The organism is Streptomyces sp. S.PNR 29, from assembly GCF_030386795.1.
Taxonomy (GTDB): Bacteria; Actinomycetota; Actinomycetes; order Streptomycetales; family Streptomycetaceae; genus Streptomyces.
In genome coordinates, this window is the sequence record NZ_JANUQM010000006.1 from 332,591 (window position 1) to 356,612 (window position 24,022).

The 24,022-nt window shown below is 68.9% G+C and carries 25 protein-coding genes; 14 read left to right on the plus strand and 11 right to left on the minus strand.

Annotation, left to right across the window (positions count from 1 at the left end; genetic code table 11):
* Positions 1-57: 57 nt before the first annotated feature.
* From NW895_RS18735 to NW895_RS18760, 6 genes are all read right to left on the minus strand, one after another.
* On the minus strand, positions 58-1,083 hold the full coding sequence (locus NW895_RS18735; RefSeq protein WP_289936855.1) for a glycoside hydrolase family 6 protein: 1,026 nt from the start codon (positions 1,081-1,083) through the stop codon (positions 58-60).
* A 77-nt stretch (positions 1,084-1,160) separates the two neighbouring features.
* Positions 1,161-1,826, minus strand: a complete 666-nt coding sequence (locus NW895_RS18740) for a class F sortase (protein WP_289936856.1) — start codon at positions 1,824-1,826, stop codon at positions 1,161-1,163.
* A 2-nt stretch (positions 1,827-1,828) separates the two neighbouring features.
* Complete coding sequence (locus tag NW895_RS18745) at positions 1,829-2,461, minus strand: hypothetical protein (RefSeq protein WP_289936857.1); 633 nt, start codon at positions 2,459-2,461, stop codon at positions 1,829-1,831.
* A gap of 94 nt (positions 2,462-2,555) precedes the next feature.
* Positions 2,556-3,335, minus strand: a complete 780-nt coding sequence (locus NW895_RS18750; RefSeq protein ID WP_289936858.1) for an HAD-IIA family hydrolase — start codon at positions 3,333-3,335, stop codon at positions 2,556-2,558.
* 158 nt (positions 3,336-3,493) lie between these two features.
* Positions 3,494-4,396, minus strand: coding sequence for a hypothetical protein (locus NW895_RS18755; RefSeq protein WP_289936859.1), 903 nt, complete (start codon positions 4,394-4,396; stop codon positions 3,494-3,496).
* Positions 4,397-4,669: 273 nt separating this feature from the next.
* A complete protein-coding gene (locus NW895_RS18760; protein ID WP_289936860.1) occupies positions 4,670-5,782 on the minus strand; it encodes an ROK family transcriptional regulator in 1,113 nt (370 codons plus the stop codon).
* A 55-nt stretch (positions 5,783-5,837) separates the two neighbouring features.
* On the opposite strand from NW895_RS18760, the gene NW895_RS18765 reads away from it, so the two are divergent.
* From NW895_RS18765 to NW895_RS18775, 3 genes are all read left to right on the plus strand, one after another.
* Positions 5,838-6,911 (plus strand): Gfo/Idh/MocA family oxidoreductase, encoded by a 1,074-nt coding sequence (locus NW895_RS18765; RefSeq protein WP_289936861.1) that lies wholly within the window; start codon positions 5,838-5,840, stop codon positions 6,909-6,911.
* Positions 6,908-7,411, plus strand: coding sequence for a heme-degrading domain-containing protein (locus NW895_RS18770; protein WP_289936862.1), 504 nt, complete (start codon positions 6,908-6,910; stop codon positions 7,409-7,411). Before NW895_RS18765 ends, NW895_RS18770 begins: the two co-directional genes overlap by 4 nt.
* A gap of 81 nt (positions 7,412-7,492) precedes the next feature.
* The gene (locus NW895_RS18775) at positions 7,493-8,368 is read left to right on the plus strand and encodes an LLM class F420-dependent oxidoreductase (RefSeq protein ID WP_289936863.1); all 876 of its coding nucleotides are present in this window, start codon (positions 7,493-7,495) and stop codon (positions 8,366-8,368) included.
* 37 nt (positions 8,369-8,405) lie between these two features.
* Here NW895_RS18775 and NW895_RS18780 read toward each other — a convergent pair whose 3' ends face one another.
* The 4 genes from NW895_RS18780 to NW895_RS18795 form a co-directional block, all read right to left on the minus strand.
* Positions 8,406-9,224, minus strand: a complete 819-nt coding sequence (locus tag NW895_RS18780) for a TIGR04222 domain-containing membrane protein (RefSeq protein WP_289936864.1) — start codon at positions 9,222-9,224, stop codon at positions 8,406-8,408.
* A 108-nt stretch (positions 9,225-9,332) separates the two neighbouring features.
* Positions 9,333-10,190: a fumarylacetoacetate hydrolase family protein gene (locus tag NW895_RS18785; RefSeq protein WP_289936865.1), complete on the minus strand. Its 858-nt coding sequence runs from the start codon at positions 10,188-10,190 to the stop codon at positions 9,333-9,335.
* Positions 10,191-10,336: 146 nt separating this feature from the next.
* Positions 10,337-11,053 carry a YidC/Oxa1 family membrane protein insertase gene (locus NW895_RS18790; protein WP_289936866.1) on the minus strand — a complete coding sequence of 239 codons (717 nt, stop codon included), beginning with the start codon at positions 11,051-11,053 and terminating at the stop codon, positions 10,337-10,339.
* Positions 11,054-11,167: 114 nt separating this feature from the next.
* Positions 11,168-11,479, minus strand: a complete 312-nt coding sequence (locus tag NW895_RS18795) for a DUF6412 domain-containing protein (protein WP_289937023.1) — start codon at positions 11,477-11,479, stop codon at positions 11,168-11,170.
* 261 nt (positions 11,480-11,740) lie between these two features.
* Between NW895_RS18795 and NW895_RS18800 the strand changes: the two genes are divergently transcribed.
* From NW895_RS18800 to NW895_RS18835, 8 genes are all read left to right on the plus strand, one after another.
* Complete coding sequence (locus tag NW895_RS18800) at positions 11,741-13,216, plus strand: beta-1,6-galactanase (RefSeq protein ID WP_289936867.1); 1,476 nt, start codon at positions 11,741-11,743, stop codon at positions 13,214-13,216.
* A 217-nt stretch (positions 13,217-13,433) separates the two neighbouring features.
* Positions 13,434-13,865: a hypothetical protein gene (locus tag NW895_RS18805; protein WP_289936868.1), complete on the plus strand. Its 432-nt coding sequence runs from the start codon at positions 13,434-13,436 to the stop codon at positions 13,863-13,865.
* 116 nt (positions 13,866-13,981) lie between these two features.
* Positions 13,982-14,998, plus strand: coding sequence for an SEC-C domain-containing protein (locus tag NW895_RS18810; RefSeq protein ID WP_289936869.1), 1,017 nt, complete (start codon positions 13,982-13,984; stop codon positions 14,996-14,998).
* A gap of 70 nt (positions 14,999-15,068) precedes the next feature.
* Positions 15,069-15,269, plus strand: a complete 201-nt coding sequence (locus NW895_RS18815) for a DUF5988 family protein (RefSeq protein ID WP_289936870.1) — start codon at positions 15,069-15,071, stop codon at positions 15,267-15,269.
* Positions 15,270-15,352: 83 nt separating this feature from the next.
* A complete protein-coding gene (locus NW895_RS18820; protein ID WP_289936871.1) occupies positions 15,353-15,811 on the plus strand; it encodes a DUF3592 domain-containing protein in 459 nt (152 codons plus the stop codon).
* A gap of 226 nt (positions 15,812-16,037) precedes the next feature.
* Positions 16,038-19,184 (plus strand): DEAD/DEAH box helicase, encoded by a 3,147-nt coding sequence (locus tag NW895_RS18825; protein WP_289936872.1) that lies wholly within the window; start codon positions 16,038-16,040, stop codon positions 19,182-19,184.
* Positions 19,185-19,226: 42 nt separating this feature from the next.
* Positions 19,227-20,225, plus strand: coding sequence for a hypothetical protein (locus tag NW895_RS18830; protein ID WP_289936873.1), 999 nt, complete (start codon positions 19,227-19,229; stop codon positions 20,223-20,225).
* A gap of 26 nt (positions 20,226-20,251) precedes the next feature.
* On the plus strand, positions 20,252-21,226 hold the full coding sequence (locus tag NW895_RS18835; RefSeq protein ID WP_289936874.1) for a hypothetical protein: 975 nt from the start codon (positions 20,252-20,254) through the stop codon (positions 21,224-21,226).
* Here NW895_RS18835 and NW895_RS18840 read toward each other — a convergent pair.
* Positions 21,181-21,852 (minus strand): ATP-binding protein, encoded by a 672-nt coding sequence (locus NW895_RS18840; RefSeq protein ID WP_289936875.1) that lies wholly within the window; start codon positions 21,850-21,852, stop codon positions 21,181-21,183. The two genes, NW895_RS18835 and NW895_RS18840, sit on opposite strands and share 46 nt — an antisense overlap.
* A 202-nt stretch (positions 21,853-22,054) precedes the next feature.
* On the opposite strand from NW895_RS18840, the gene NW895_RS18845 reads away from it, so the two are divergent.
* From NW895_RS18845 to NW895_RS18855, 3 genes are all read left to right on the plus strand, one after another.
* Positions 22,055-22,900 carry a helix-turn-helix transcriptional regulator gene (locus NW895_RS18845; RefSeq protein ID WP_289936876.1) on the plus strand — a complete coding sequence of 282 codons (846 nt, stop codon included), beginning with the start codon at positions 22,055-22,057 and terminating at the stop codon, positions 22,898-22,900.
* The gene (locus NW895_RS18850) at positions 22,900-23,082 is read left to right on the plus strand and encodes a DUF397 domain-containing protein (RefSeq protein WP_289936877.1); all 183 of its coding nucleotides are present in this window, start codon (positions 22,900-22,902) and stop codon (positions 23,080-23,082) included. Before NW895_RS18845 ends, NW895_RS18850 begins: the two co-directional genes overlap by 1 nt.
* A gap of 305 nt (positions 23,083-23,387) precedes the next feature.
* Entirely contained in the window at positions 23,388-23,762 is a 375-nt protein-coding gene (locus tag NW895_RS18855; protein ID WP_289937024.1) for a DUF6083 domain-containing protein, read from the plus strand.
* Positions 23,763-24,022 lie beyond the last annotated feature (260 nt).

Below are 24,022 nucleotides of genomic sequence, written 5' to 3' on the forward strand. Positions count from 1 at the left end.
CCGCGCACCTGGGGGCGCCCTCCTCGTCGGAGGGCGCCCCCTTCGGCGTATCAGCGCCTAGTGGGACGCTTTGGCCAGCTTCAGTGCGTAGTCCGCCCACCACTGGCCCGCCTTCGGGCCGCCCTTGCACTCGCCGTCCGACTCGCCCGGGCGCTTCACCCACAGGTACGCGTCGACCAGCGGGTCCGCCGTCTTCGTCGTCGGGGTCTCGCCCAGGGCCCGGCCCGGCGGGTTGCACCAGCGCTCGTCGGGGTTGCCCCCGGTGTAGGGGCCGTTGCCGTTGCGGCTGGTGTCGATGACGAAGTGCTTGCCGTCCACCTTGGCCGACAGCTGCTTGCCGTAGGCGAGGGAGTCCTCGGTGGAGTAGTAGTTGGAGACGTTGACCGAGAAGCCGTCGGCCTGGTCGATTCCCGCCCACTTCAGGGGCTCGAAGATCTGGTCGGGGTGACCCCAGCCGGCGTTGCCCGCGTCCAGGTAGACCTTTGTGTTCTTCAGGGCCGTGAGCTTGGCGATGGCGCCCTTGAGGAGGTCGTAGCGCTCCTCGTGGTACTCGTCGGGCGTGCAGCCGTCCACCAGGTGCAGTACGGCGTCCGGCTCCAGGATGACGGTCGCGGACCGGTCGCCGATGCCCTTGGCCACGCCGTCGATCCAGGCGCGGTAGGCGTTGCCGTCGGCGGCGCCGCCCTGCGAGTACTGGCCGCAGTCGCGGTGCGGGATGTTGTAGAGGACCAGCAGCGCGGTGCGGTCCGCCTTGTCGGCGGCCTCGGTGAAGCCGCGGGCCTCCTGCTCCGGGTTCTCCGGGCCGATCCACTCACCGGTCGGCTGCTGGGCGATCTTGCGGATCTGCTGGGCCTCCGCCGTCCTGCCGGCCTTCGCCGCAGCGGCCAGCTGCCGCGCCGCCGTGCCGTTCGGGTTGACCCAGAACGGGTTGCTCTCCTTGGGCTGTTGAGTGATGCGGGCGCTCGCGTCCTCGCCCTTCTCGCCCCCGCCTCCGCCCCCGGAGGAGGAACACCCCGCTGCCAGCAGTGCCGCCCCCAGCACCACCGCGGACACGCGTGCCCCGGCCCCCCACTTGCCGTACATCCAACTCCCCCTTGGGTGCACTGTTCCGAGCCTCAATCCTGACATACGCCCCGCGGGCCCAGGAGGTCGTGACTACATCAGACGCCGGTGCCCGTGAGGTACGCCGAGACGACCACGTTGGCCGTGTAGCTGCGGCTGGCCCGGTCGTAGCTGCCGCCGCAGGTGATCAGCCGCAGCTCGGCCCGCCCCGAGGTGCGCGGCCCGTAGGCCTGGTGGGCGTCGAAGCGGTCGCGGCTGAGGACCTGGACCTTGTCGACGGTGAACTCGGCGACCTCGGCGTCGTCGCGGATCACCCGGATCTTCTCGCCGGGCTTGAGGGCGCTGATCCGGAAGAAGACGGCGGGCCGGGTCTCGGTGTCGGCGTGCCCCACCATCAGCGCGGTCCCGGCCGCCCCGGGTTTCACCCCGGCCGCGTACCAGCCGACGGCTCCGGGCTGGTCGAAGGGCGGCGGGTCGAGCGCGCCCCGCCCGTCCAGGCCGCGGGGCACCACCGGTGCCCGCACACCGAGGCCGGGGATGTCGAGGCGCCGCGGCAGCGCGTCGTCCAGCGGCCGGTGCGCGGGCGGCAGCGCCACGTCGGGCGGCCGCCCGGCCGCCGCCATGTCGCCGGTGGCCGGCGCGGCTATGCCGTGCTGTACGTCCGTCACCTCGCGGCCCCACAGCCACAGCCCGAGCAGCAGCACCGTCCAGGCGACGCCGGCCACGAGGCGGCCGGTGCCGGGGAAACGTTCGTGGTCGGACATGGTCAGCCCGTTCCGTGTCCCGTCCCGCGGCTCCGGCGAACACCGCGCAGGGCGACGGCCACCGCGGCGATCCCGGCGAGCACCAGGCCGGTCACCGTGTGCGCCGTACCCGGGCCGGCCGCGCGGGCCTGACCGGCGGGCACGGTGGCGAGGTGTGCGCCGCCGCCACCGCCCGCCTCGACGGGGGCGATGGGGGAGGCGGGGGCAGACGCGTGGGCGAGTGGAGTGGCCGGTGCGGGGGAAACGGGCGGAGCGAGGGGAGAGGCGGCGGTGCGGGGCTGCTCCGGCCCGGCCGCCTGCCCGGCGACGGTGATCGTGCCCGTCCGCTCGACGACTCCGCAGGTGACCCTCACCCGGTACGCCCCGGCCTTGGCCGTGGAGCGGACCCGGGTCGAGCCGACGAGGGCGCCGTCCGCGGCCGCGAGCCGCGCGTCCGCGACGAACGCGTCCGAGGCGGCGAGGGCGGTCTTCTCCGTGCAGTCGGCCACTCTGAGCGTGACGTCGGTGCCGGGGGCGGGGGCCGAAGGGGCCACCGAGACGCCGGCCTGCTCCTCCACGGGCGCCGCGTGGGCCGCCGGGACGAGGGCGACGCCGGCCAGGACGCCGGTACAGAGAGCGACTCTTCGCAAACCCATCGTGAAACCTCCAGACATCTGGAGACTCCCCCGCCGGAGCCCGCCCCGCATCCGCGCGAGGGGCGGGGTTGCTCCGAACGGGTGACGGCGGGTTTCAGATCCGGTCGACGAGGTCCGCGATGGAGTCGACGACCTTCGACGGCCGGTACGGGAAGTCCTCGACCTGCTCGGGCCGGGTCAGGCCGGTGAGCACCAGGAACGTCTGCATACCGGCCTCCATGCCGGCCAGTACGTCGGTGTCCATGCGGTCGCCGATCATCGCGCTGCTCTCGGAGTGGGCGCCGATCGCGTTGAGGCCGGTGCGCATCATCAGCGGGTTCGGCTTGCCCGCGAAGTACGGCTTCTTCCCGGTCGCCTGGGTGATCAGCGCGGCCACGGCGCCGGTCGCGGGCAGCGGGCCCTCCGTCGACGGGCCGGTCTCGTCGGGGTTGGTGCAGATGAAGCGGGCGCCGCCGAGGATGAGCCGTACCGCCTTCGTCATGGCCTCGAAGGAGTACGTGCGGGTCTCGCCGAGGACGACGTAGTCCGGCTCGTGGTCGGTGAGGATGTAGCCGATGTCGTGCAGCGCGGTGGTCAGGCCCGCCTCGCCGATCACGTACGCCGAGCCGCAGGGCCGCTGGTCGTCCAGGAACTTGGCGGTGGCCAGCGCCGACGTCCAGATGTTCTCGATCGGCACGTCGAGGCCCATGCGGCGCAGGCGGGCGTGCAGGTCGCGCGGGGTGTACATCGAGTTGTTGGTGAGGACCAGGAACGGCTTGCCGGACTCCCGCAGCTTCTTGAGGAAGGCGTCGGCGCCGGGGATGGGGACGCCCTCGTGGATGAGCACACCGTCCATGTCGGTGAGCCACGACTCTATGGGCTTGCGGTCTGCCATGTGCCTCGGTCTCCTGCCGTACGCGGTGCTGCGTGGGCCCTGGGGCTGCCCGAGGGGTTCCCGTCGTCCGCCCGGCGCGCGGCAGGCGGGAAGGGCTCGGGCAGCCCCTAGCCTAAACACTGGCCGGATCTTGAGGGAATGGCTGGGTTCCGGTGCTCTCAGCGACGTCTGCGCGCCAGGCGCAGCGCACTGGTTCCGGCGAGCACCAGGGCGGCGGCCAGGAGGAGGATGCCCACGGCGCCGCGTCCGGTGCCGGCGAGTTCGTCGGCGAGGGGCAGCGGAGCCTCCGGGGCGGTGGAGGACGGGGATGTGGGTGCGGGGGTGGGGGTGGGTGCGGGTGTGGTTCTGGCTGTCGGTGTCCGGGTGCTCGTGGAGGCATACGGGCGCGGGGACGCGGATGCGGACGCCCAGGCGGAGGCGGGGGGCGGGGCGGAGGCCGGAGTGGAGACGTCCGGCTGGGGCTCGGGGGCCGGTTCGCGGTCGGACTCGATGCGGAAGCGGTAGTCGTTCGACTGGCCGACCCAGTCGCCGTCGTCGTCATGGCGCTGGACGACGGCGGCGACGGCCGTGACCTCGTTGGCCACGGCGTCCGAGGTGACGGCGAGCCGCACCTTCACGGTGAGGGTCCGGCCGGGGCCGACGCTGAAGCCGGGGAAGCCGTCGGTCCGGTCGTCATCGGTCCCGCCGGCGAACACTCCGATCAGCTCGTCCTGATCGGTCTCCTCGAAGCGGACCGGGTGCGGGCGGGCTCCGTCGTAGAACTCCAGACGGGGCTGGGAGGGTTCCAGGGCGCGCTGGTCGTCGACGAGCACGACGACCGGGTGGATACCGGTGCAGGCGCGGTCGGTGGTGTTGGTCAGTTCCAGGTACCAGACGCCGTAGCCGCCGCCGGCCTCATAGGTGCCGGGCCCGCCGTGGATGCGGGTGCTGACGGGAAAGGCACGGCTGTCGGATCCTGCGCAGGCAGCCCGAGCCGGTGGCCCCGCGTGCGCGGGACCGGGGCCGACGAGAAGGGCGGCTGCCGCCGCCAGGCTGAGGGACACCGCCGTGCACAGTCGCATGAACACATGACCATGCCGGACCCCTGATCCCACCGACGGCGCCATTCCGCCCGAGGACCTCCAACGGCCGCGAAACACCGCCCGATCGGCGGCACGCCCAGACCCAACGGGCCGACTCCGACGCGGGCAGCGGGCACCGCGCCGACACAGCGGCTCCGTCGCGCCGGGCCGCGCACCCCACCCCCGGTCACCGCAACGCCGGCCACGCAGCAAACCCCGAGCACGCAGCACCCACCCCCCACACAGCACACCCACCGCACAGGCAAGCCCCCGTCACCCCTCCCACCCGAACACCGGCCCCAACACCAACTGCGCCGCCCCCTCAGCCACCCCCCACCCCCCGCCGGAGGCGACCCGTACCGGCACCGCGCCCCCACGCCCTCCCTCGCGCCGAGCCCGCGCGTCCAGCACCGCGGCAACCCCCCGTACGAAGGTCTCCGGCGCCGCTGCCACCGTCCGGCCCCCGAGCAGCACCAGGTCGATGTCGAGCAGCCCGACCAGATTCGCGGCGCCCACCCCCAGCACCCGCGCCGCCTCATCGAGCTCCCCCCGCGCCACGGCCCTCAGACACAGCGCCTCGACACACCCCCGGTCACCGCAACCGCACAGCACCCCGTCCAGCTGGACGACCTGGTGTCCGAACTCCCCGGCCCCGGTCCGCGCCCCCCGGTGCACGCGCCCTCCGATCACGAGCCCGGCACCGAGCCCCGTACCGAGGTGGAGATAGGCGAAGGACCCGCCTTCGCCACCCACCGCGAGCCTCAGCGCCGCCGCGTTGGTGTCCTTGTCGACCACGACCGGCACCCCCAGCCGCCGCGCCAGCGCGTCCCGCAGCGGAAACCCGTCCCACTCGGGAAACCCGGTGACCCGGTGCAGTACACCCCGGTCGTGATCCAGCGGGCCGGGCAGTGCCACCCCGAGGCCGAGCAGTGAGGCGGCACCGGACAGGGGCGCAGCCGACAGCACGTCCGCCACCAGCTCCTCCGCCTCCCGCGCCACCACCGCGACCACATCCTCCGCCCCCGCCCCCAGGTCCAGTGGCCTGAGCCGCTCCCCCACCACGGTCCCGTCGAGATCGACCAGCACCGCCCGCAGCTCGTCCCGGTCCAGGTGCGCCCCGACCGCGTGCCCCGCCTCCGGCACCAGCCGCAGCACCGTGCGCGGCTTGCCCCCGGTCGACGCCCGGCGCCCCGCCTCCGCCGCGAGGCCGTCCTCCCGCAGCCGGGCCGTGATCTTGCTGACCGCCTGCGGTGTGAGCCCGGTCCGCTCGGCGAGCTCCAGCCGGCTGATGCCCTCCGCCCCGGCCGCGCGCAGCAGATCGAGCACCAGCGCGGTGTTGTGACTGCGCAGGGCAAGCAGATTGACGCCGGTGTTCGTCCTGTTCACGCCCCCATTGTCGCCACGCCTTGCACTTTGGCAACAGCGTTGCCAAAGTGGACCCATGACTGGTACTCCCCTCCGCGTCGGCCTCGTCGGCTACGGCCTCGCGGGCTCCGTCTTCCACGCCCCGCTGATCGCCGCCACCGGGGGTCTCGCCCTCGACACCGTGGTCACCTCCCGCCCCGACCGGCAGCAGCAGGCCCGCGCCGAGTTCCCGGACGTCCGTGTCGCCGCCACCCCGGACGAGCTGTTCGACCGCGCCGCCGACCTCGATCTGGTCGTCATCGCGTCCCCGAACAAGACGCACGTACCGCTCACCCGTACCGCCCTGAAGGCCGGGCTCCCGGTCGTGGTCGACAAGCCGGTCGCGGGCACGGCCGCCGAGGCGCGTGAGCTGGCGGCCCTGGCCGAGGAGCGCGGGGTCCTGCTCTCCGTCTTCCAGAACCGCCGCTGGGACAACGACTTCCTGACGCTGCGCAAGCTGCTGGCCGAGGGCGCCCTGGGCGACGTATGGCGGTTCGAGTCCCGCTTCGAGCGCTGGCGGCCGCAGCCGAAGGGCGGCTGGCGGGAGTCGGGCGACCCGGCAGAGATCGGAGGTCTGCTGTACGACCTCGGCAGCCACGTCGTCGACCAGGCCCTCGTCCTCTTCGGCCCCGTGACGTCCGTGTACGCCGAGTCGGTCATCCGCCGGGCGGGCGCCGAGACCGACGACGACACGTTCCTCGCGCTCACGCACGCCGGCGGGGTCCGCTCCCACCTGTACGTGTCCGCGACCGCGGCCCAGCTCGGCCCCCGCTTCCGGGTGCTCGGCTCGCAGGCGGGCTACGTCAAGTACGGCCTCGACCCGCAGGAGGCGGCCCTGCGCGAGGGCGAGCGGCCCGGCACGGGCACCGGCTGGGGCGTCGAGCCGGAGTCGATGTGGGGCCGGGTGGGGGCCGGGGAGTCGCCCCTGACCGGCGGCGGCCGCCCGGAACCGACCCTCCCGGGTGACTACCCGGCCTACTATGCGGCCGTGGCGAAGGCCCTGCTGGAGGGCGGCCCGAACCCGGTGAGCGCCCGAGAGGCGGCCGCCGCCCTGGACGTACTGGAGGCGGCCCGCCGTTCGGCCCGAGACGGAGTGGCGGTGACGCTGTGACGCACAACCAGGAACTGACCCCCAAGTTCCACCCCGAGCTCACGCCGAGCCTGGAGGAGCTTCAGGCCCAGGAACGGCGCCTGGTCTTCCGCCAGTTCACATACGACGACGCGTGGGCGCTGGGCTCGCTGCTCGTCGAGCTGGCCCGGGAGCGTCAGGCCCCCGTCGCCATCGACATCCACCGTGCCGGCCAGCAGCTCTTCCACGCGGCACTGCCCGGCTCCACCCCCGACAACGACGCCTGGATCGACCGCAAGCGCCGGGTGGTCGAGCGCTACGGTTCCGCCTCCTACCTGGTCGGCGCCCGCTTCCGCGCCAAGGGCACGACGTTCGAGGAGTCCTCCCGCCTCGACCCGGACGTGTACGCGGCGCACGGCGGCTCCTTCCCCATCAACGTCGAAGGCGTCGGCGTGATCGGCGCGGTGACGGTGTCCGGGCTGCCGCAGTTGCAGGACCACCGGTTCGTGGTGGAGGCGCTGGAGCAGTTCCTGGGTCTGTAGCCGGCCGGGAATGATCTCTGGAGTGCCTCCGGTTGCACGGGTCGTACACGTAGCGCGAGTGACCGGAGGGACCGGAGACCGATGAGTGACGCGACGGGCAGTGTGAAGGAATCCCTTGGCCGGTACGGCATCTGGAGCGTCGGCCTGCGCTCGGAGGACCCCGCCCGGCGCGGCGAACGCGCCGAGGCCGCCGCCGAACTGGAGGAACTCGGTTACGGCGCCGTCTGGCTGGGCGGCAACAGCTCCGCCCGTCATGCCGCACCGCTCATCGAGGCGACCTCACGGCTCACCGTCGGCACCAGCATCCAGAGCATCTGGGAGCACGAGCCCGCCGACAGCGCGGCGGCGTTCGCCGAGCTGGAGGCGGCCCACCCCGGCCGCTTCCTGCTCGGCCTCGGCGTCAGCCACGCCCGGCTCGCGGAACAGTACCGCCGCCCCTACTCGGCCCTGGTCGCGTACCTCGACGGCCTGGACGCCGCCGGCACGCCCGCCCACCGCCGGGTCCTGGCCGCCCTCGGCCCGAAGTCGCTGCAGCTGACGCGCGAGCGGGCCGCCGGGTCGATCCCCTACCTGGTCACCCCTGAGCACACCGCACACGCCCGCGAACTCCTCGGCGACGCCCCGCTCCTCGCCCCCGAGGTGACGGTCGTCCTGGAAACGGACCCGGTCCGCGCCCGCGAGCTGGCCCGCGAGTTCCTCTCCCTCTATCTCGGCCTGCCGAACTACACCAACAACTTCCTCCGGCACGGCTTCACCGAGGACGACTTCACGGACGGCGGCAGCGACCGCCTGGTCGACGCGGTGTTCGCGTGGGGCGACGAGGACCGGATACGGGAACGGATCCGCGCCTTCCAGGCGGCGGGCGCGGACCACTTGGCGCTCCAGGTGGTGAACGGCGGCTCGCGCGATGCCCTGCCGCGGGAGGAATGGCGCCGGCTGGCTTCCCTGCTGGCGTGAGGCGACCGACCGCGCCCGAACCGCCGGGCCCGCGTCTCTACAGGCCGCCGAGACCCGGCGGGTCGTCGAGCGTCTCGCTGGGAGGCGGCCTCGTGGCGTCGGCGAGAGGGCTCAGACGCCCGGTCAACACGCCCTTGAACACGACCTCTCTGAGCAGTGAGAGCTCGTACGAGGACAGGTCGTCGTTCGTGGGCGGCACCAAGGGCTCCCCATAGCGGTCCCGGCGCGGGACACTGGCCCGACGTCCTGCCTCGGTCACGCCCGGGTCCCACTTCTCGGGGTGGCGGTGGGCGAGAAAGCCGCCGGTCGCCATGGGCACGGTGGCGGCGAGGGCGATCAGGGCCTCGCGATCCCCCACGGCGGCCAGTACCCCGGCGACCAGCGCGAAGGTGACGGTGCACAAGAGCATGCCCTGCAGGAAGCCGAGGGCTGACGCGGCGGCGCGGCAGCGGGTGGGGCTGCCGACGAGTCCCTGATCGGCCAGACGGTCGCCGATGGCGTCGACACTCGGACTCGTACTGAGCGGATGCAGGCATTCCCACGCCTGGCGCCGCGGTGCCAGGCCGATGACCTCGATGACATCGGCCTCGACCGCGTCGCGTGGGACGGGGTCGGTGAGGGTCACCACCTCGCGGTTCGCGGTCAGCCGCCCGCCGAGCATCATCGCGGCCAGGGCCGTCCAGGCGACGCGCAGTCCCTGACCGTGGAGGAACGCCACCTCGTAGAGGCTCAGCTCCTCGTGCTGCGGGCGCCGGGTGACCGGTGCGTCGGCGAAGCGCCGGTACGCCCGGCGGAAACGCACGGCGGCGACCCCGGTCAGCAGGTAGAGCACGGCGAGCGCCACGAACCACACCATGGCCGTCCCCCTTCGGCATCCGGCAGCGGAACCGCGCGGCGTGCTCGATAGATGCCCCTGGGCACGACGGGCCAACCCGGGTGGGGACGGAGGCGCACACTCCTGCTCTCAGGCGTCCTTGAACTCCTGCCGCTGCCGCCCCAGCCCCTCGATCTCCAGCTCCACCACGTCCCCGGCCCGCAGGAACGGCTTGGGCTCCGGCTCCCCGAGAGCCACCCCCGCCGGCGTACCGGTGTTGATGACGTCCCCGGGGTACAGCGTCATGAACTGGCTGACGTACCGCACGACCTCGGCCACCGGGAAGATCTGCTCGGCCGTCGTCCCGTTCTGCTTCAGCTCACCGTTCACCCACAGCCTGAGCGCGAGGTTCTGCGGATCCGGTACCTCGTCCGCCGTCACCAGCCACGGCCCGAGCGGGTTGAACGTCTCGCAGTTCTTGCCCTTGTCCCAGGTCCCGCCGCGCTCGATCTGGAACTCCCGCTCGGACACGTCGTGCGCCACCGCGTACCCGGCGACACACGCGAGCGCCTCCTCCCGGGACTCCGCGTAACGGGCCGTACGTCCGATGACGACCGCGAGCTCGACCTCCCAGTCGGTCTTCGTGGACCCGCGCGGAACGAGCACCGTGTCGTTCGGCCCGACGACGGTGTCCGCCGCCTTGAAGAAGATCACGGGCTCGGCGGGCGGTTCGGCCCCGGTCTCGCGGGCGTGGTCGTGATAGTTGAGCCCGATGCAGACGATCTTGCCGATCCGGGCCAGCGGCGGCCCGATCCGCAGGCCCACCTCGTCCAGGGCGGGCAGCTCCCCGGCGTCGGCGGCGGCACGGATCCGGCCGAGCGCCGCGTCGTCGGTCAGCAGCGCCCCGTCGATGTCCGGCACGATGCCGGACAGGTCCCGCAGGGTCCCCCCGGCGTCGAGCAGCGCGGGCCGCTCCGCCCCCGCCGTACCGACTCGCAGCAGCTTCATGATCACAATCTCCCTAGATCGCGGGCAGCCCGTCCGATGCGTGCGACCCGGTGCGGTGGGCGCATCTGCCGGATCAGCCATCGGAGGTCTGGTCGATCCTCCAAGCTCGGCGTTCAGCGCGCAATACCCCGCTCACGGACTGGACCTCAGCGGTAGAGGGCCGCCCGCTCGACGGCCGTCCACGTCGTACTCGTCACCAGGTACAGGGCGGCGGCCAGCGGCACCACGGCCACGGTGAAGAGCGTGAAGAAGGACATGAAGGGCATGACCTTGCTCACCGCGCCCATCCCCGGCACCCGCTCCCCGTCACCGGTGACCGGCACCGCCGGGTTGGCGGCCATCATCCGCTTGGTGCGCCGGAAGTTGAACGCGGCGACGGCGGCGACGAGGGCGAACAGCCCGACGTAGACGAGCCCCGCGCCCTGGAAGAGCCCGCCCTCGCCCAGCGCGTCCGCGAACCGGCCGCCGAGGGGCGCGGCGAACAGCTGGTGGGTGAGCAGCTCGTTGGCACGGCCGCCGATCGTGGTGTTGGAGAACAGGTGGTAGAGGAGGAAGAAGGCAGGCAGCTGGAACAGACTGGGCAGGCAGCCGGACAGCGGCGACACCTTCTCCTCGGCGTGCAGCTCCAGCACGGCCTTCTGGAGCCGCTGCGGATCCTTCGCGTGTTTCTTCCGCAGCTCGGCGATCTTCGGCCGCAGTTCGGCCTGTGCCTTCTGCCCCCGTGCGGCGGCCCGGGACAGGGGGTGGACGAGGAGTCGTACGAGCGCGGTGAACAGCACGATCGCGGCGGCGGCTGCGGAGGCGCCGAACAGCGGCTGGAGCAGGTCGGCGAGGCGCTCGACCAGCGTGGCGAAAACGGACATGGGAGTGAGCCCTCCGGGGGTCTCGTCGTGCCGGGATGCCGGATGTGCCGGCGTGGAGAGATGGCGGCATGACGACCCGCGCGGGGCCTGCAGCTGGGAGCTGGGAGGTGTGCCCTACGCGGCGGTCGCCAGGAGGGCGTGTCCGGGTGCCCGGGGACGGGTGCGCCCCTTGGCGTCGGGATCGCATTGCGGCAGGAAGGCCGTACGCCGGGCCCGGTCGCGGATGGCCGTCCGGACCCGGGTGGGCGGTACGGCGGGCGCGCAGCGCGAGGCGATGACGGAGCAGGCGGCGAACGCGGAGCCGACCGCGGCGGTCGCGGCGACCGCGACGGTGGCGGAGACGCTGCCCGCGTCGAGCAGCACGACGTCGAGCAGCAGGAGCAGCAGTACGGCGGCGGGACGCGGGTTCGCCCAGCTGCGGATGATCATCGGCCGCTCCTCCTTCCGTTCGTCGTACGGGCACTCGCCTGCTGTCGGTTATACAGGATCGGATCGCCTGCCCGCCCAGGACCCGGACTTCGTACAGCGGTTTGAGAAAGGGCTGTCGCAACCCTCGACAACCTCGCACACCACCCCCGATGCTTCCTCCTGCCACGACTGCCGCGACCGCCGCGACAGCCACACACAGGCCACACACAGGCCACACGCCGGTTTCAGGGACCGGTGATGGAGCGAAGCGGAGACGCCATGATCCGACGCAGAACCCTGCTGGCCGCAGCAGGCGGAACGTTCCTCGGCAGCGCCCTGGCGACCGGCACCGCACACGCGGACGCCACGATCGCCGTGAACCCCGGCACGGCGTACGGCACATGGGAGGGCTGGGGCACCTCGCTGGCCTGGTGGGCGAACGTCTTCGGCGCCCGGGACGACTTCGCCGACCTCTTCTTCACCACCAAGTCGGTCGCGTACGGCGGCCGCACCCTCCCCGGCCTCGGCCTGAACATCGCCCGCTACAACCTCGGCGCGTGCAGCTGGAACAGCGTGGGCAGCGCGACCATGGTGGAGTCGCCCAACATCCCCGCCTTCAAGCAGATCGAAGGCTACTGGCAGGACTGGAACAACGAGGACCCGACGTCCTCGGCCTGGAAGTGGTCGGCGGACGCGACCCAGCGCGCGATGCTGGTGAAGGCCACCCAGCGAGGAGCGATCAGCGAACTCTTCGCGAACTCTCCCATGTGGTGGATGTGCAACAACCACAACCCCTCGGGCGCATCCGACGGCGGCAACAACCTCCAGACCTGGAATTACCGCCAGCACGCCTCGCACCTGGCCGCCGTGGCCCTGTACGCCAAGAACAACTGGGGCGTGAACTTCGCGACGGTCGAGCCCTTCAACGAGCCGAGCTCCAGCTGGTGGACGGCCACGGGCACCCAGGAGGGCTGCCACATGGACGCGTCGGTCCAGTCCGCCGTACTCCCCTACATGCGCAGCGAGCTGGACAAGCGAGGCCTCACCGGCACCAGGATCGCCGCATCCGACGAGACGAGCTACGACCTGGCCCGCACCACCTGGAACTCCTTCAGCTCGACGACGAAGGGGTACGTGAACCGGGTCAACGTGCACGGCTACCAGGGCTCGGGCGGCCGCAGGGACCTGCTGTACACGGACGTCGTGAGCACGGCGAAGAAGGCCCTGTGGAACTCGGAGACGGGCGACAGCGACGGCTCGGGCATGACGATGGCGAGCAACCTGCTCTACGACTTCCGCTGGCTGCACCCCACGGCGTGGGTGTACTGGCAGGTCATGGACCCGTCGGCGGGCTGGGCGATGATCGCGTACGACCCGAACACGCTCCAGCCGGGCGCCATCCAGACGAAGTACTACGTCATGGCCCAGTTCAGCCGCCACATCCGCCCCGGCATGACGATCCTCGACACCGGCGTCAGCTACGCGGCGGCGGCCTACAGCGCCTCGGCGAAGCGCCTGGTGATCGTCGCCGCGAACACCTCGACGTCGGCCCAGACCCTGACCTTCGACCTCTCCCGCTTCTCCTCCGTCACCGGCGGCTCGGGCGGCCTGGTCCCCCGCTGGAACACGGTGACGACCGGCGGCGGCGACCTGTACACGGCACGCTCGGACACGTTCCTGAACGGCAAGTCGGTGAGCGTGCCGTTCGCGGCGAAGGCGGTGCAGACGCTGCAGATCGACGGCGTGACGATATAGACGACGTGGATGACGTAGGCGATGGCGTGACGACGTAGACGACGGCGCCGGACGTGGGCGGCGCCGCCGGACGATCGTGTTTCTCGCGCGCCCGATCCCCCGGACGGCGGCTCGGGCGCGCGGCCGGTGGACCGTCGGGGCGGTGTGAGCCTGCGGGCGGGTGACTCCGCGCTGTGGCACACCGTCCTGACGGCGGCCGCGCGGCTACAACGTCAGCATGAGCCTGATGATGAAGATCGGTGTCCTGGCGACTGCCGTCAGCGGCCTCCTGGCCTTCGGCGCGAGCACCACCGCGGCCCAGAGCACCGACGAGCAGCACGTGAAGGTGACCAGGTCCGAGGGCGGGCGGACCCACTGCCCCGCGGGCACGCCGCTGGGCGCCGGCCCGCAACCGGTTCTGCTGCCTCTGGTGGCCCGCGGCAGCACAGGGCTCGGCGGTACGGCCGGCTCGGTGGACCGCTGGTGCCGCACGTCCGGCGACCGTGACGGCGGGGACACCTCGGGCGGCCGGGGCGCCCCCGGCGGCGAGGGAGACGGGCGTGCCTCCGGCGGCGAGGGAGCGGGGCGTACCTCCGACGGCGAGGGAGACCGGCGTCCCTCCGGCGACACCTCCGGCGGCGAGGAGGGCGAGGGCGCCCGCGCCCTTTGACGGTTGACCTCGGACCGACCTCGAAGCGACCTCGAAGCGACCTCTGAGCGGGCATGGGCCGACGTCGGCCTGTGCCCCTCTCACCTTTGTCCGCGCTCGGCAGTACGGTGTCGTCCATGCGCCCCGACACGCCTGCCGAAAACGTCGACCACACCACGGAGGCGGCCCGCCTGGAGCGGACCGCCGACCTGTACCCCGAGGACGCCGAGACCCTGCTGCTACGGGCCGCGGCCCACCGGGAACTGTCCGGCGACCGCCCCGCCGCCACGGCCCTCTACGACCGCCTGCTCGCCTCCGGCGACTCGCTGGAGAACCCCGCCCTGGTACGCGCCCTCAAGGCGTCCAACCTCTGGGAGTACGGCCACGAGGCGGAGGCCCGAGCGATCATCGAGGGTGTGCGCACGGCGTCCCCGAAGGACCCGGCCCCCTGGGTGATCGTCGCGGAGGCACTGGAAGCCCACGACGAGCTCGAGGCGGCACAGGAGACGTTCACGGAGGCCGTCCACCTGCTCCTGACGGACGCCCCGGAGCCGCCGTACTCGACGCATCCCCTCCTCTTCGGCCGCCACCGGGTGCGGAGGATGCTGGGCGTGGCGCACGACGAGTGGGACACCCTGGCGGACACGCTCCACTCACTGCCGGTGTCCCTGGACGAGCTCCACGACCCGAAGAGGATCTGGTCCCTGGGTTCGGACAACCCGGCGGAGCTGGAGGCGGAGATCTCGCGCCTGCGGGCCGAGCTGGGCGCGTACCGGGAGGCGCTGTCGCGCCCTTTCCCCGTCGCGGTCCTGCACTGGCCGGCGTCCGAGCTCTCCGAGCTGGTCGGCGCGTATCCGGACCTCGCCGCCGAGTACCCCTCCCATGAGGCGCACCTGGCGACGATAGAGACATCCCTGCGGGAGCTGGCGGCTTCCGGCACGCAGAACCTGGGGATCGTGTCGGGGACGGTCCCGTCGTACGAGGCGTTCGCGGCCTCGGAGGGTTCGTCCCCGTCGGACCCGACGCTGCTGCCCCAGTACGCGACGATCTTGGCAGCGCGGGGCCGGGCCGTGGCATGGCCACCGCAGAGGGGCGCGGCCTGCTGGTGCGTGTCGGGGCGGACGTACGGGGAGTGCCACGGGGACGCGGGCTGACGGGGCCGGGGAACCGGGGCTCGGCATGCCCCCGAGATGCGCGAGCCCCCCTCGTGACAAAACTGGACGTATGACCACCAAAGCACTCCTGGACGGCGGACCGGACGACCTGGCGGGCAAGATCGTCCCCATCGTCCCTCCCGGCCAAGAACTCAAGATCCCGCACCGCGGCGGCTACGAGCACTACAAGGTCACGACGACCCATGAGGAGACCGCGGAAGGTTCGGTGACCGTGTACCGGTGGTGGGAACGGACGGAGGTCGCCGAATAACCGAACACGGCCCTGCACGGAACTGCCACAGGACGGCTCCCGTCTCCATGAGCAGCTGACGTCGGCTCCTGGGGGGAGGCCACGTGAACCAGTCCTGGCTCACGCTCGCGCTCATGACGGCATCCTGCATGACAGCCTTCGGCATCTGGAACCTCCGCATCGCCCAACGCCAACGCAGGGCCATGGCCCGCCTCGGCGTCCACGGCATCCGCACACGGGGCGAGGTGGCCCGGGGCGCCCGCCGGGAAGGACCTACGGTCCACCCACCCGAGGTCCGCTACAAGGCCCCACCCGTGGACCACCCCGACGCCCCACCCACCCAGACCTATCGCCGAGCCCCCCTCAACCACGACCAGCATCCACTGCACGCCGGCGTTCCTGTCGTCCTCCGCTACGACCCGGGGGATCCGAGGCGGGTGGTGGTCGTACGGCAGGAGGACGGGAGGCCGGGGCGTGTGTCGTACTCGGCTGCGGCGCATGTGGTTTGGGGGGTTTCGTTTGTGCTGCTTGGGGTGGGGATGGGGGTGTCGACGTTCTTCTGACGACCTGACCGGCCCCACATACTCCCGCCCCGTCGGCCGCCCACCAACCGCTCGCCGCCGAACCAACCCGGCGTGCGCCGAGAACCTGCCGCGCGCCGTCTCCGGACGCCATCCCAAAAACGATCACTTTTGGGTGCAGGCCCTTCGAATGTCAGTGACTGCTGTTAGAACAGATCCTTCACGGGGGATCACGCCCGAGCACTACGAGGGATCAGGGGGAGCAATCGTGGCAGAACCAGGGGGCCAGTCGGAGCCGATCGCCGGGGTCTACGAGAAGCTGATCACTCGCGACCTCCATGACGAGTTGGAGCGATTCGAGGCGGCGGGCTGGAAGGCCATCGACGCCGAGGTCTCTCCCGAATCCACCCCTCACGTGCTGGCGCGCTATATCGGCGAAGCTGTCAACCAAAGGCTAAGCCAGCTTCCGCCCAAAGACCGGGTCACGGTCGCGAACCGCATCCTTGAGTCCCTGGCCACCAGTGCCCCCGATCCGAGCGAAGCCGAAGCCGCCAGCACGATCATCGAAGGCCCTCGACAACTGCTGGCTCTCGCGCAGCAGGAGGCTCCGGGCGTCTACGCCCTGCGCCCCCTCACGCCGCTATCCGAGACGTCACTCATTACAAATTCCCCGGATGACCTCAGTCTCGGTGCCGAAATCAGGGCGGAGCTCGCCACCGCGGACCGCATCGACCTGCTCTGCGCGTTCGTGAAGTGGTACGGCATCCGCGTCCTGGAAGACTCCTTGCGCGCCGCGAAAGAACGAGGTGTGCCGATCCGCGTCATCACGACTACGTACATCGGCGCCACGGACCGCCACGCGCTTGACCGCCTCGTCCGCGACTTCGGCGCCACCGTCAAGATCAACTACGAAATCCGATCCACCCGACTGCACGCCAAGGCCTGGCTCTTCCGGCGCCACACGGGCTTTGACACTGCGTACGTCGGTAGCTCAAACCTCTCGAAGGCTGCGCTCCTCGACGGCCTGGAGTGGAATGTGCGTCTGTCCTCCGTCGCCACACCGGCGGTACTGGACAAGTTCGAGGCGACCTTCGACGCGTACTGGAACGACTCGGCCTTCGAGACGTACGACCCCGACCAGCACAGTGAGCGCCTCGACCAGGCCCTTGCCCAAGCGAGCGGCACTACCTCCACCACCGACCTGAAGATCAGCCTCTCCGGCCTAGAGGTACGCCCGTTCCCGTATCAGCAGGACATGCTGGAGCGCCTCCGGGTCGAGCGTGAGATCCGTGGACGAAGTCGCAACCTCCTGGTCGCGGCCACCGGTACCGGTAAGACCGTGATGGCAGCCCTGGACTACCGAAATCTGAGCAAGAAGCTCGGAAACGGACGGCCGACGTTGCTCTTCGTCGCCCACCGCAAAGAGATCCTCAAGCAATCTCTGCGTAAGTACCAGGAGGTACTGGACGACGCCTCATTCGGTGAGCTGCTGTATGGCGGTCAAGACCCACAGGCTTGGGACCACGTCTTCGCCAGCGTCCAGTCACTCAACTTGCCGAGGCTCGAACAACTGGCACCCGAGCACTTCGACATCATCGTCATCGACGAGTTCCATCACGCCACGGCCACCACCTACCGCCGAGTCATCGACCACTTCAAGCCCAAGGAACTACTCGGTCTGACCGCAACGCCTGAGCGGATGGACGGGCTCAACGTGCAGGACGAGTTCTTCGACGGGCGCATTGCAGCTGAGATGCGTCTCTGGGAAGCCCTCGAAAACGACCTGCTGTGCCCCTTCCATTACTTCGGCATCCCGGACGGCACAGACCTGACGAACCTCGGCTGGCAGAAGGGCACATACGCGGACCAGGAGCTCGGCAACCTCTACACGGGCAACCACGCGCGAGCCCGTATCGTGGTCAAGCAGATCCGAGACAAGATCTCCCAGCCCGGAGCCATGCGTGCGCTGGGCTTCTGCGTAACCAAGGCTCACGCCCACTTCATGGCGGACTTCTTCCGACAGGCCGGCTTCCAAGCCACCGCCCTCGACAGCGATTCGTCCGCCGCGGTGCGGGCTCAGGCACTCTCTGACCTACGTGACGGGAAGCTGCAAGTCATCTTCTCCGTAGACCTGTTCAACGAAGGTCTCGACATCCCCGACGTCGACACACTCCTCCTCCTGCGTCCCACCAACAGCGCCACGGTGTTCCTGCAGCAGCTGGGCCGTGGGCTACGGCGTACTGAGACGAAGCCCGTACTCACCGTCCTCGACTTCATCGGGCAGCATCGGGCGGAGTTCCGCTTCGAGGAGCAGTTCCGAGCCCTAACGAACCTCTCCAGAAACCGACTCGTCGATCACATCGAGCACGACTTCCCGCTCCTTCCCTCCGGATGCCAGATCATTTTGGAGGGCAAGGCCAAGGACCTCGTGCTCGACAACATCCGCACGCAACTCAGCGCTAACGTCAAGACCTTGGTCAGCGAGGTCAAGGCGTATGAGACTCCGCAGCTAGCGGACTACCTGCGTGAGAGCCGCAGAGAGATCAAGGAACTCTACAAGAGCGACAACTCCTGGACGACTGTCCTGCGTAGGGCAGCCCTGGTGAAAACCCCTGCCCCTTCCGGCGAATCGGCTCTCCTCAAGCGAGTCCACGCCTTCCTGCACGTCGACGACCCCGACCGTGCCCACGCCTACCTCAGCCTGCTCGCCGACGATGCACCGTCCTACGAAGAGCTAGATCCCACCGACCAGGCCTACGCCCGCATGCTCTTCTTCAACCTCTGGGACAACGCGGGCGGTTTCACGAGCTTCCAGCAGGGCCTCGACTCACTGCGCGACCAACCCGTCTTCCGCGATGAGCTCCGTCAGGTCCTGTCGTACGTCATGGAGCAGGCGGACCACTTCCCGATCCCATTGACGGGCAGCCACAGTCACATCCCCCTCAAGATCCACAGCTCGTATAACCGCTCGGAGATACTGGCGGCACTCGGAGTGGCACGCTTTGGTGGCCAGATGCCCAGGTCCTTCGCCCAGGGCGTCCAGTGGGTGGAGGACATCCAGACGGATGCTCTCCTGGTCACCCTGGAGAAGAACGAGAAGGACTTCTCCCCCACCGTCCGGTACAGGGACTACGCACTGAGCCCGACGCTCTTCCACTGGGAGTCCCAGAACTCGACCGCCGAGAACTCTCCTACAGGCCTGCGCTACCGCCAGCACGTGCAACGGGGCAGCCACGTCCTGCTCTTCATGCGCCGTTACAAGAACACCGACATCGGCAAGTCCCAGCCGTGGATGCTGCTCGGGCCCGCCACCTACGAAGGACACACGGGCAGCAAGCCGATGGCGATCACGTGGCGTTTGGAGCATGAGCTGCCAGCCGATGTGTGGTCGTACGCAGCCATCAACGCAAGCTAGTTACCCATGTTCGGTGTCAGAGTGATCAGCTAGCGTCAGGGTATGGACTTAGCTTCGATCAAGCCCGGGCTGATGACCACTCGCGCAGAGATGAAGGAGCTGTTCGGCGGAGGCACGCAAGGAGGGATCATCCCCTCCGATACCACCCCAAACATCCTCATCTATGTGGATCACGACAGCGGCAAGAAGTACGGCTACGAGGACGGCTGGCTGGAGGAGGAGGACGACCGAGGACCGGTGTTCGAGTACACCGGTCAAGGTACTCACGGAGAGCAAACGTTTCTGGGGTTGAATGGCTCCCGCAACGCAGCCGTCCTGTACCACGCAGATGCGGGACGGTCTCTCCGTGTCTTCAAGGCAGCGGGCAGGGTGCCCGGCTCAAAGTCCGCTGCCAAGCGGCAGCGATACATCGGCGAGTTTGAATTGGACGCGCAGCAGCCGTACACCGTGCGCGAGGCGAACGACGAGGCAGGGGAACGGCGTCGCATCATTGTCTTCCGCCTCCGCCCCAAGGGCGAGTACGAACGCCTCCCCGAGGACGTCATCACGCGCGCGGAAACAACCAATGCTCATCAGGTGTCCGCGGATGTAGCCGTAAGCAGGATGCCCGAACCGAGGACGAGCGAGCCTAAGAGAAAGCACGCCTCAGAGAGCAGGCGCGCCGCCCAACCGAGCCTCATAGCCGAGCACCGACAGTCAAAGCTGCGGGAAAAGTACCTTGAAGAGCTTAAAAAGAAACAGCACGACGTCTTCGCGTACCAAATCACGATTGCGGACACGACAACCATACTCAAGACCGACCTCTATGACGCCACCGCGCACGAGCTCTACTCAGTAAGGGGCGATAGCAGCCGCGAGGAAGTGCGCACGGCAATCGGGCAACTCAAGGACTACGTGCGGCACATAGAGCGACACAACCCCAAATTGGTGGTACTGCTCCCCGAGAGACCGCACGATGACTTGCTAGATCTCCTCCACACGGAACATATTGATGTCGTCTTCCAAGACGGCAGTGGGTACACGAGGTGCGCAGCAAAGTAAAATCCTTCACACCCATTGGAGTCGTCATGGCATCATCACGGGAACACGACTTCCTGTCATCCGCCGCTTTACGCATCATGGAGAGCGCATCAAAATCCAGGCTATTCGGCTACACGGAAGGACAGCGCAAGCTCTTTGACTTCTCGTGCGATCTCAAAAGAGACTGGTCAAAGGTGGTTGCGGGACAGACTTTGTGGCAGCACGGCGGGGACGGCATAGACAAGGACATTAGAACGTTCCTCAACGAGGAGGACATACATGCCGCCGTGTACATCGCACGCCACGAAAGTCGACATCGCGCGCGGTTCGCCGAAGTGACGCAGTCTTACCTAAAAGGTCCGATGCGGAACCGACTGTCGCGCCTACGCGTCTTCTGGGTTCCAGCGGACTTTGACGCACGCGACGAGAAATCCTGTGAGTCGATCTATAACTCCCTGAAGGAGGAGATAACAAAGGACCTCCTCCTTCAGGTAGCTCTTGGAGGACTCACCCCTCAGGATGTAACTCGCTTCGCTTCTTCAAAGCGCCCAGGCCTCCCCATCGCCATCTTGTCGTATGTCAAGGAACACGGTTACCGAAGCAACAGAACTGCATCCAAGGCGCTGAGCGTAGGCCTAGACCCCCTCCGATACGAGATCGAAAGGCTCTTTATCCTCGGCTTCCTAGACAGCGAGAGCCTACAAGGCGGAATATATCACGTAACGGACAGCGGAAACGCCATGCTCGATATCGCCTCACGCCTCCGGGACTATCTCCGGGCAAATCTCGGCAACGGCAACCAGAACGATGAGTTCGAGCACATATGCAGAGTTCTGGGCATCGACTACTCCTCGATACCGATCACGACCCGCCTAATAGGCAAGGACGCCGAGGTAGACATACAGAACCCCACAGCTCTCCTGTTGCAGCACGTGGCTCAAGCCGATGCAGACGGCTCCGTTGACTGGCCCGAACCCTACTTCGCGCTGCCTTCAGCCTCCGAGATTTCCGCCTCGAAGTGAGTCTGTGCGCGATCAAGTGCCGTGTCAGCATCGCATCCATGAGCTCTGAGCCAATGGAGCAGATCCGCAATCAGGTCGACGACTGCGTGCTCAGCTGCAACCACGCCTAGCACTCCGCCACTCGCTGACTGCACCAGCCGCGACCTACCCGCTGGGTACTCGCTCAGCACGGCCTCAACCCGATTGACGCGAGCCCCTCCGCAATGCCCCTGATCGGAAGGCAACCCTGTCGCCAGCTCACACCAGGTGACCTTCATACCTGGGGTGAGCTGGACGCCCCATTGGATAGCGATCGCGTCAATGAGGGCCATCCCACGGCCGGCTTCAGAACCCGCATCTGCGGCAACGAGCGTAGGCAACGCACGAGTATCGGGATCATGGACCTCGATCCTCAATCGGGTGCCGCTCATAGAGACGGCAAGCTTCGCCGGAGTACCTGCGCCAACATGCGTGATGACGTTGGCTACGAGCTCACTCACACAGAGTTGGGCGTCGTCGACGACGTCATGCAAGCCCCAGAGCCCCATGTGCACGCGCATGGCGCGACGGAGCGCAGCTACCTCTTCAGGCTGAGCGACGAAAGAGAGTTCCCAAGGCTTCCTCATCAGACCCGCGATGCACCCCATCGTTCAACTCCTCAAGCACTAGGTGTAGTTGCAGTACGTGACTGCTGCCACACCGAGAGTTGCATTGAAACTCTCAAAATGGAACTCTCATCTGGCCTCGGTGGAAGCGCGGTCTGACTCCGCACGCCCCGGCGCACACCACCTTGCCGTCCTGTTCGGGCAGCCAGGACGATCTGAAGGACCGACACGGAGGACTAGGAACATGGCAGTTGGGCCAACCACCCGCAGGCGTCAGCTCGGTGCTGACCTCCGGCGTCTTCGGGAGCGCAAGGGGCTCACCCTCGAAGAGGCGGGTGCACGGGTCGGTATCTCCAAGGCGACGCTCAGTCGGTACGAGACCAAGGAAGGCACCGTCAAGTGGCCGGCTGTGGACGCCCTTTGTCGCGAGTATGACGCCTCAGACGAGGAGCGCCTGGCGCTTGTCGAACTCGCAAAGGGCGCCAGGATCCAGGGATGGTGGCGTTCGCTCGCAGACCCCATCCCTGAGTCCATGAACCTCATGCTCACGCTGGAGGACGAGGTCGTACGCGAAGACCACTACGCCTGCATGTACATTCCTGGACTGCTTCAGACCCGCGCCTACGCGGAAGCTGTCCACCGGGCTTCTGAGGTGCAGTGCCCGGAGCGGGAAGTGCGGCACATGGTCGACATCCGTATGAAGAGGCAAGAACTGCTGGATCGTGAGGAGCCACCGCACATCTGGTGTGTCATCGACGAGGCAGCGCTTCGCCGACGGGTGGGAGGCCAGGACGTCATGCGGGAGCAGCTCCGGCACCTCCTTGCCATGTCTGAGCGGCCGCACGTCACTGTGCAGATTCTGCCGTTCTCAAAGGGTGCGCACGCGGCAGCCGTTGGCAGCTTTGCTGTGCTTCGCGGTCCATCCCGCGAATTGGACGTGGTGTACGTCGACCTGCTCGGCGGTGGGCTCTTCATGGAGAAGCCGAAGGAACTGGATCGCTATAGGTTGGCGTTCGAGTACCTCAGCGCACAGGCACTCGACTTTGAGTCCTCGGCGGACACCATCCACCGCACAAGCAAGGAGCTTTGATGACAGCGTCCTCTACACGCCAGTGGTTCAAGTCCTCCTACAGCGGCGGTAGCGGCACTGAGTGTGTCGAGTGCGCGCGCGTGAACGACGGGATCTTGGTGCGCGACTCAAAGAACGTGGGCGGTCCCGTCGTGGTCGTCAGAGGCTGGGCCTGGCGGGTCTTCATAGATACTTTGAGCTGAGCAGGCGCTTCGTCCCAGCCGTGCCTCTCGCGGTCGTCGGGCCGTCAGGCGCCCCGTGAGCCACTCGACGCACCCGCACGCCCCGCGTTCCCCCACCATTGCGCCCGGATCGCACCCTACCCACGCCTATGCCGTACGCAGACGCTCAAAGCATGGGGGAAGCAGACGAGGCGAGCACCCGTGCGTTGTCCAAGCCGAAGGGGGACGGACAGCACGTCATCCCGTTCTCCAGCCCAGACGGGCAGCGTCAGTCACCACCCGGTACTCCCCAGCCATGGGAGAAGGTCGACCGTGCCCAGGCTGCCATGGACTGCGCCGATGCACCCAATCCTCCCGCGCCACCGATCTGTCCACAGTGCAGACTGGTCAGCGACCGGCACCCTACCTACTACGGGGCGTATGTCCTCCTAGAGCCCGGGCTGACGGCTCCCGCGCACATGGTCCCGGCCTGGCACCGCTGGTACGTCGACGCAGACGGAACAGCTTGGAACAGCGGCCGAGACGAGCCCACGCCGGGAGCGGAATGCCGGGTGCCGCACCGGCTGGCATGTCCGGGATTGACTCTGGAAGAAGTCGGGCTGTGGCGGTGGCTGGACGCCGTGCGATGGGAGAACGCGCGGCGAGCGCAGCGTCAAGCTGACGAGGAAGCGTTCCTCGGCCGTCTGCCGGATGTCGGTTGAGTCGAGGTGCTTCAGTGAAGCGGCTACCTCGACGAAGCCGAAGGGCGCGTCCGGCAGGCGGTGGCGATGTTCGGCTCGTTCCTGGCTGGTGCACTCCAGGATGAACCTTGCCGACTTCTGATCACCGCTTGGACCGCTCCCGCGCCCGGAACTCATCGCCCTGATGCGGTCGGTGCTGCCGCTCATCCGCCCAGGCGAGTGCCCTCCCCCTCCCGGGTGAGGCGGCCGCTCGGACCTCCGTCCTGGGCCGGTCCGGAAGC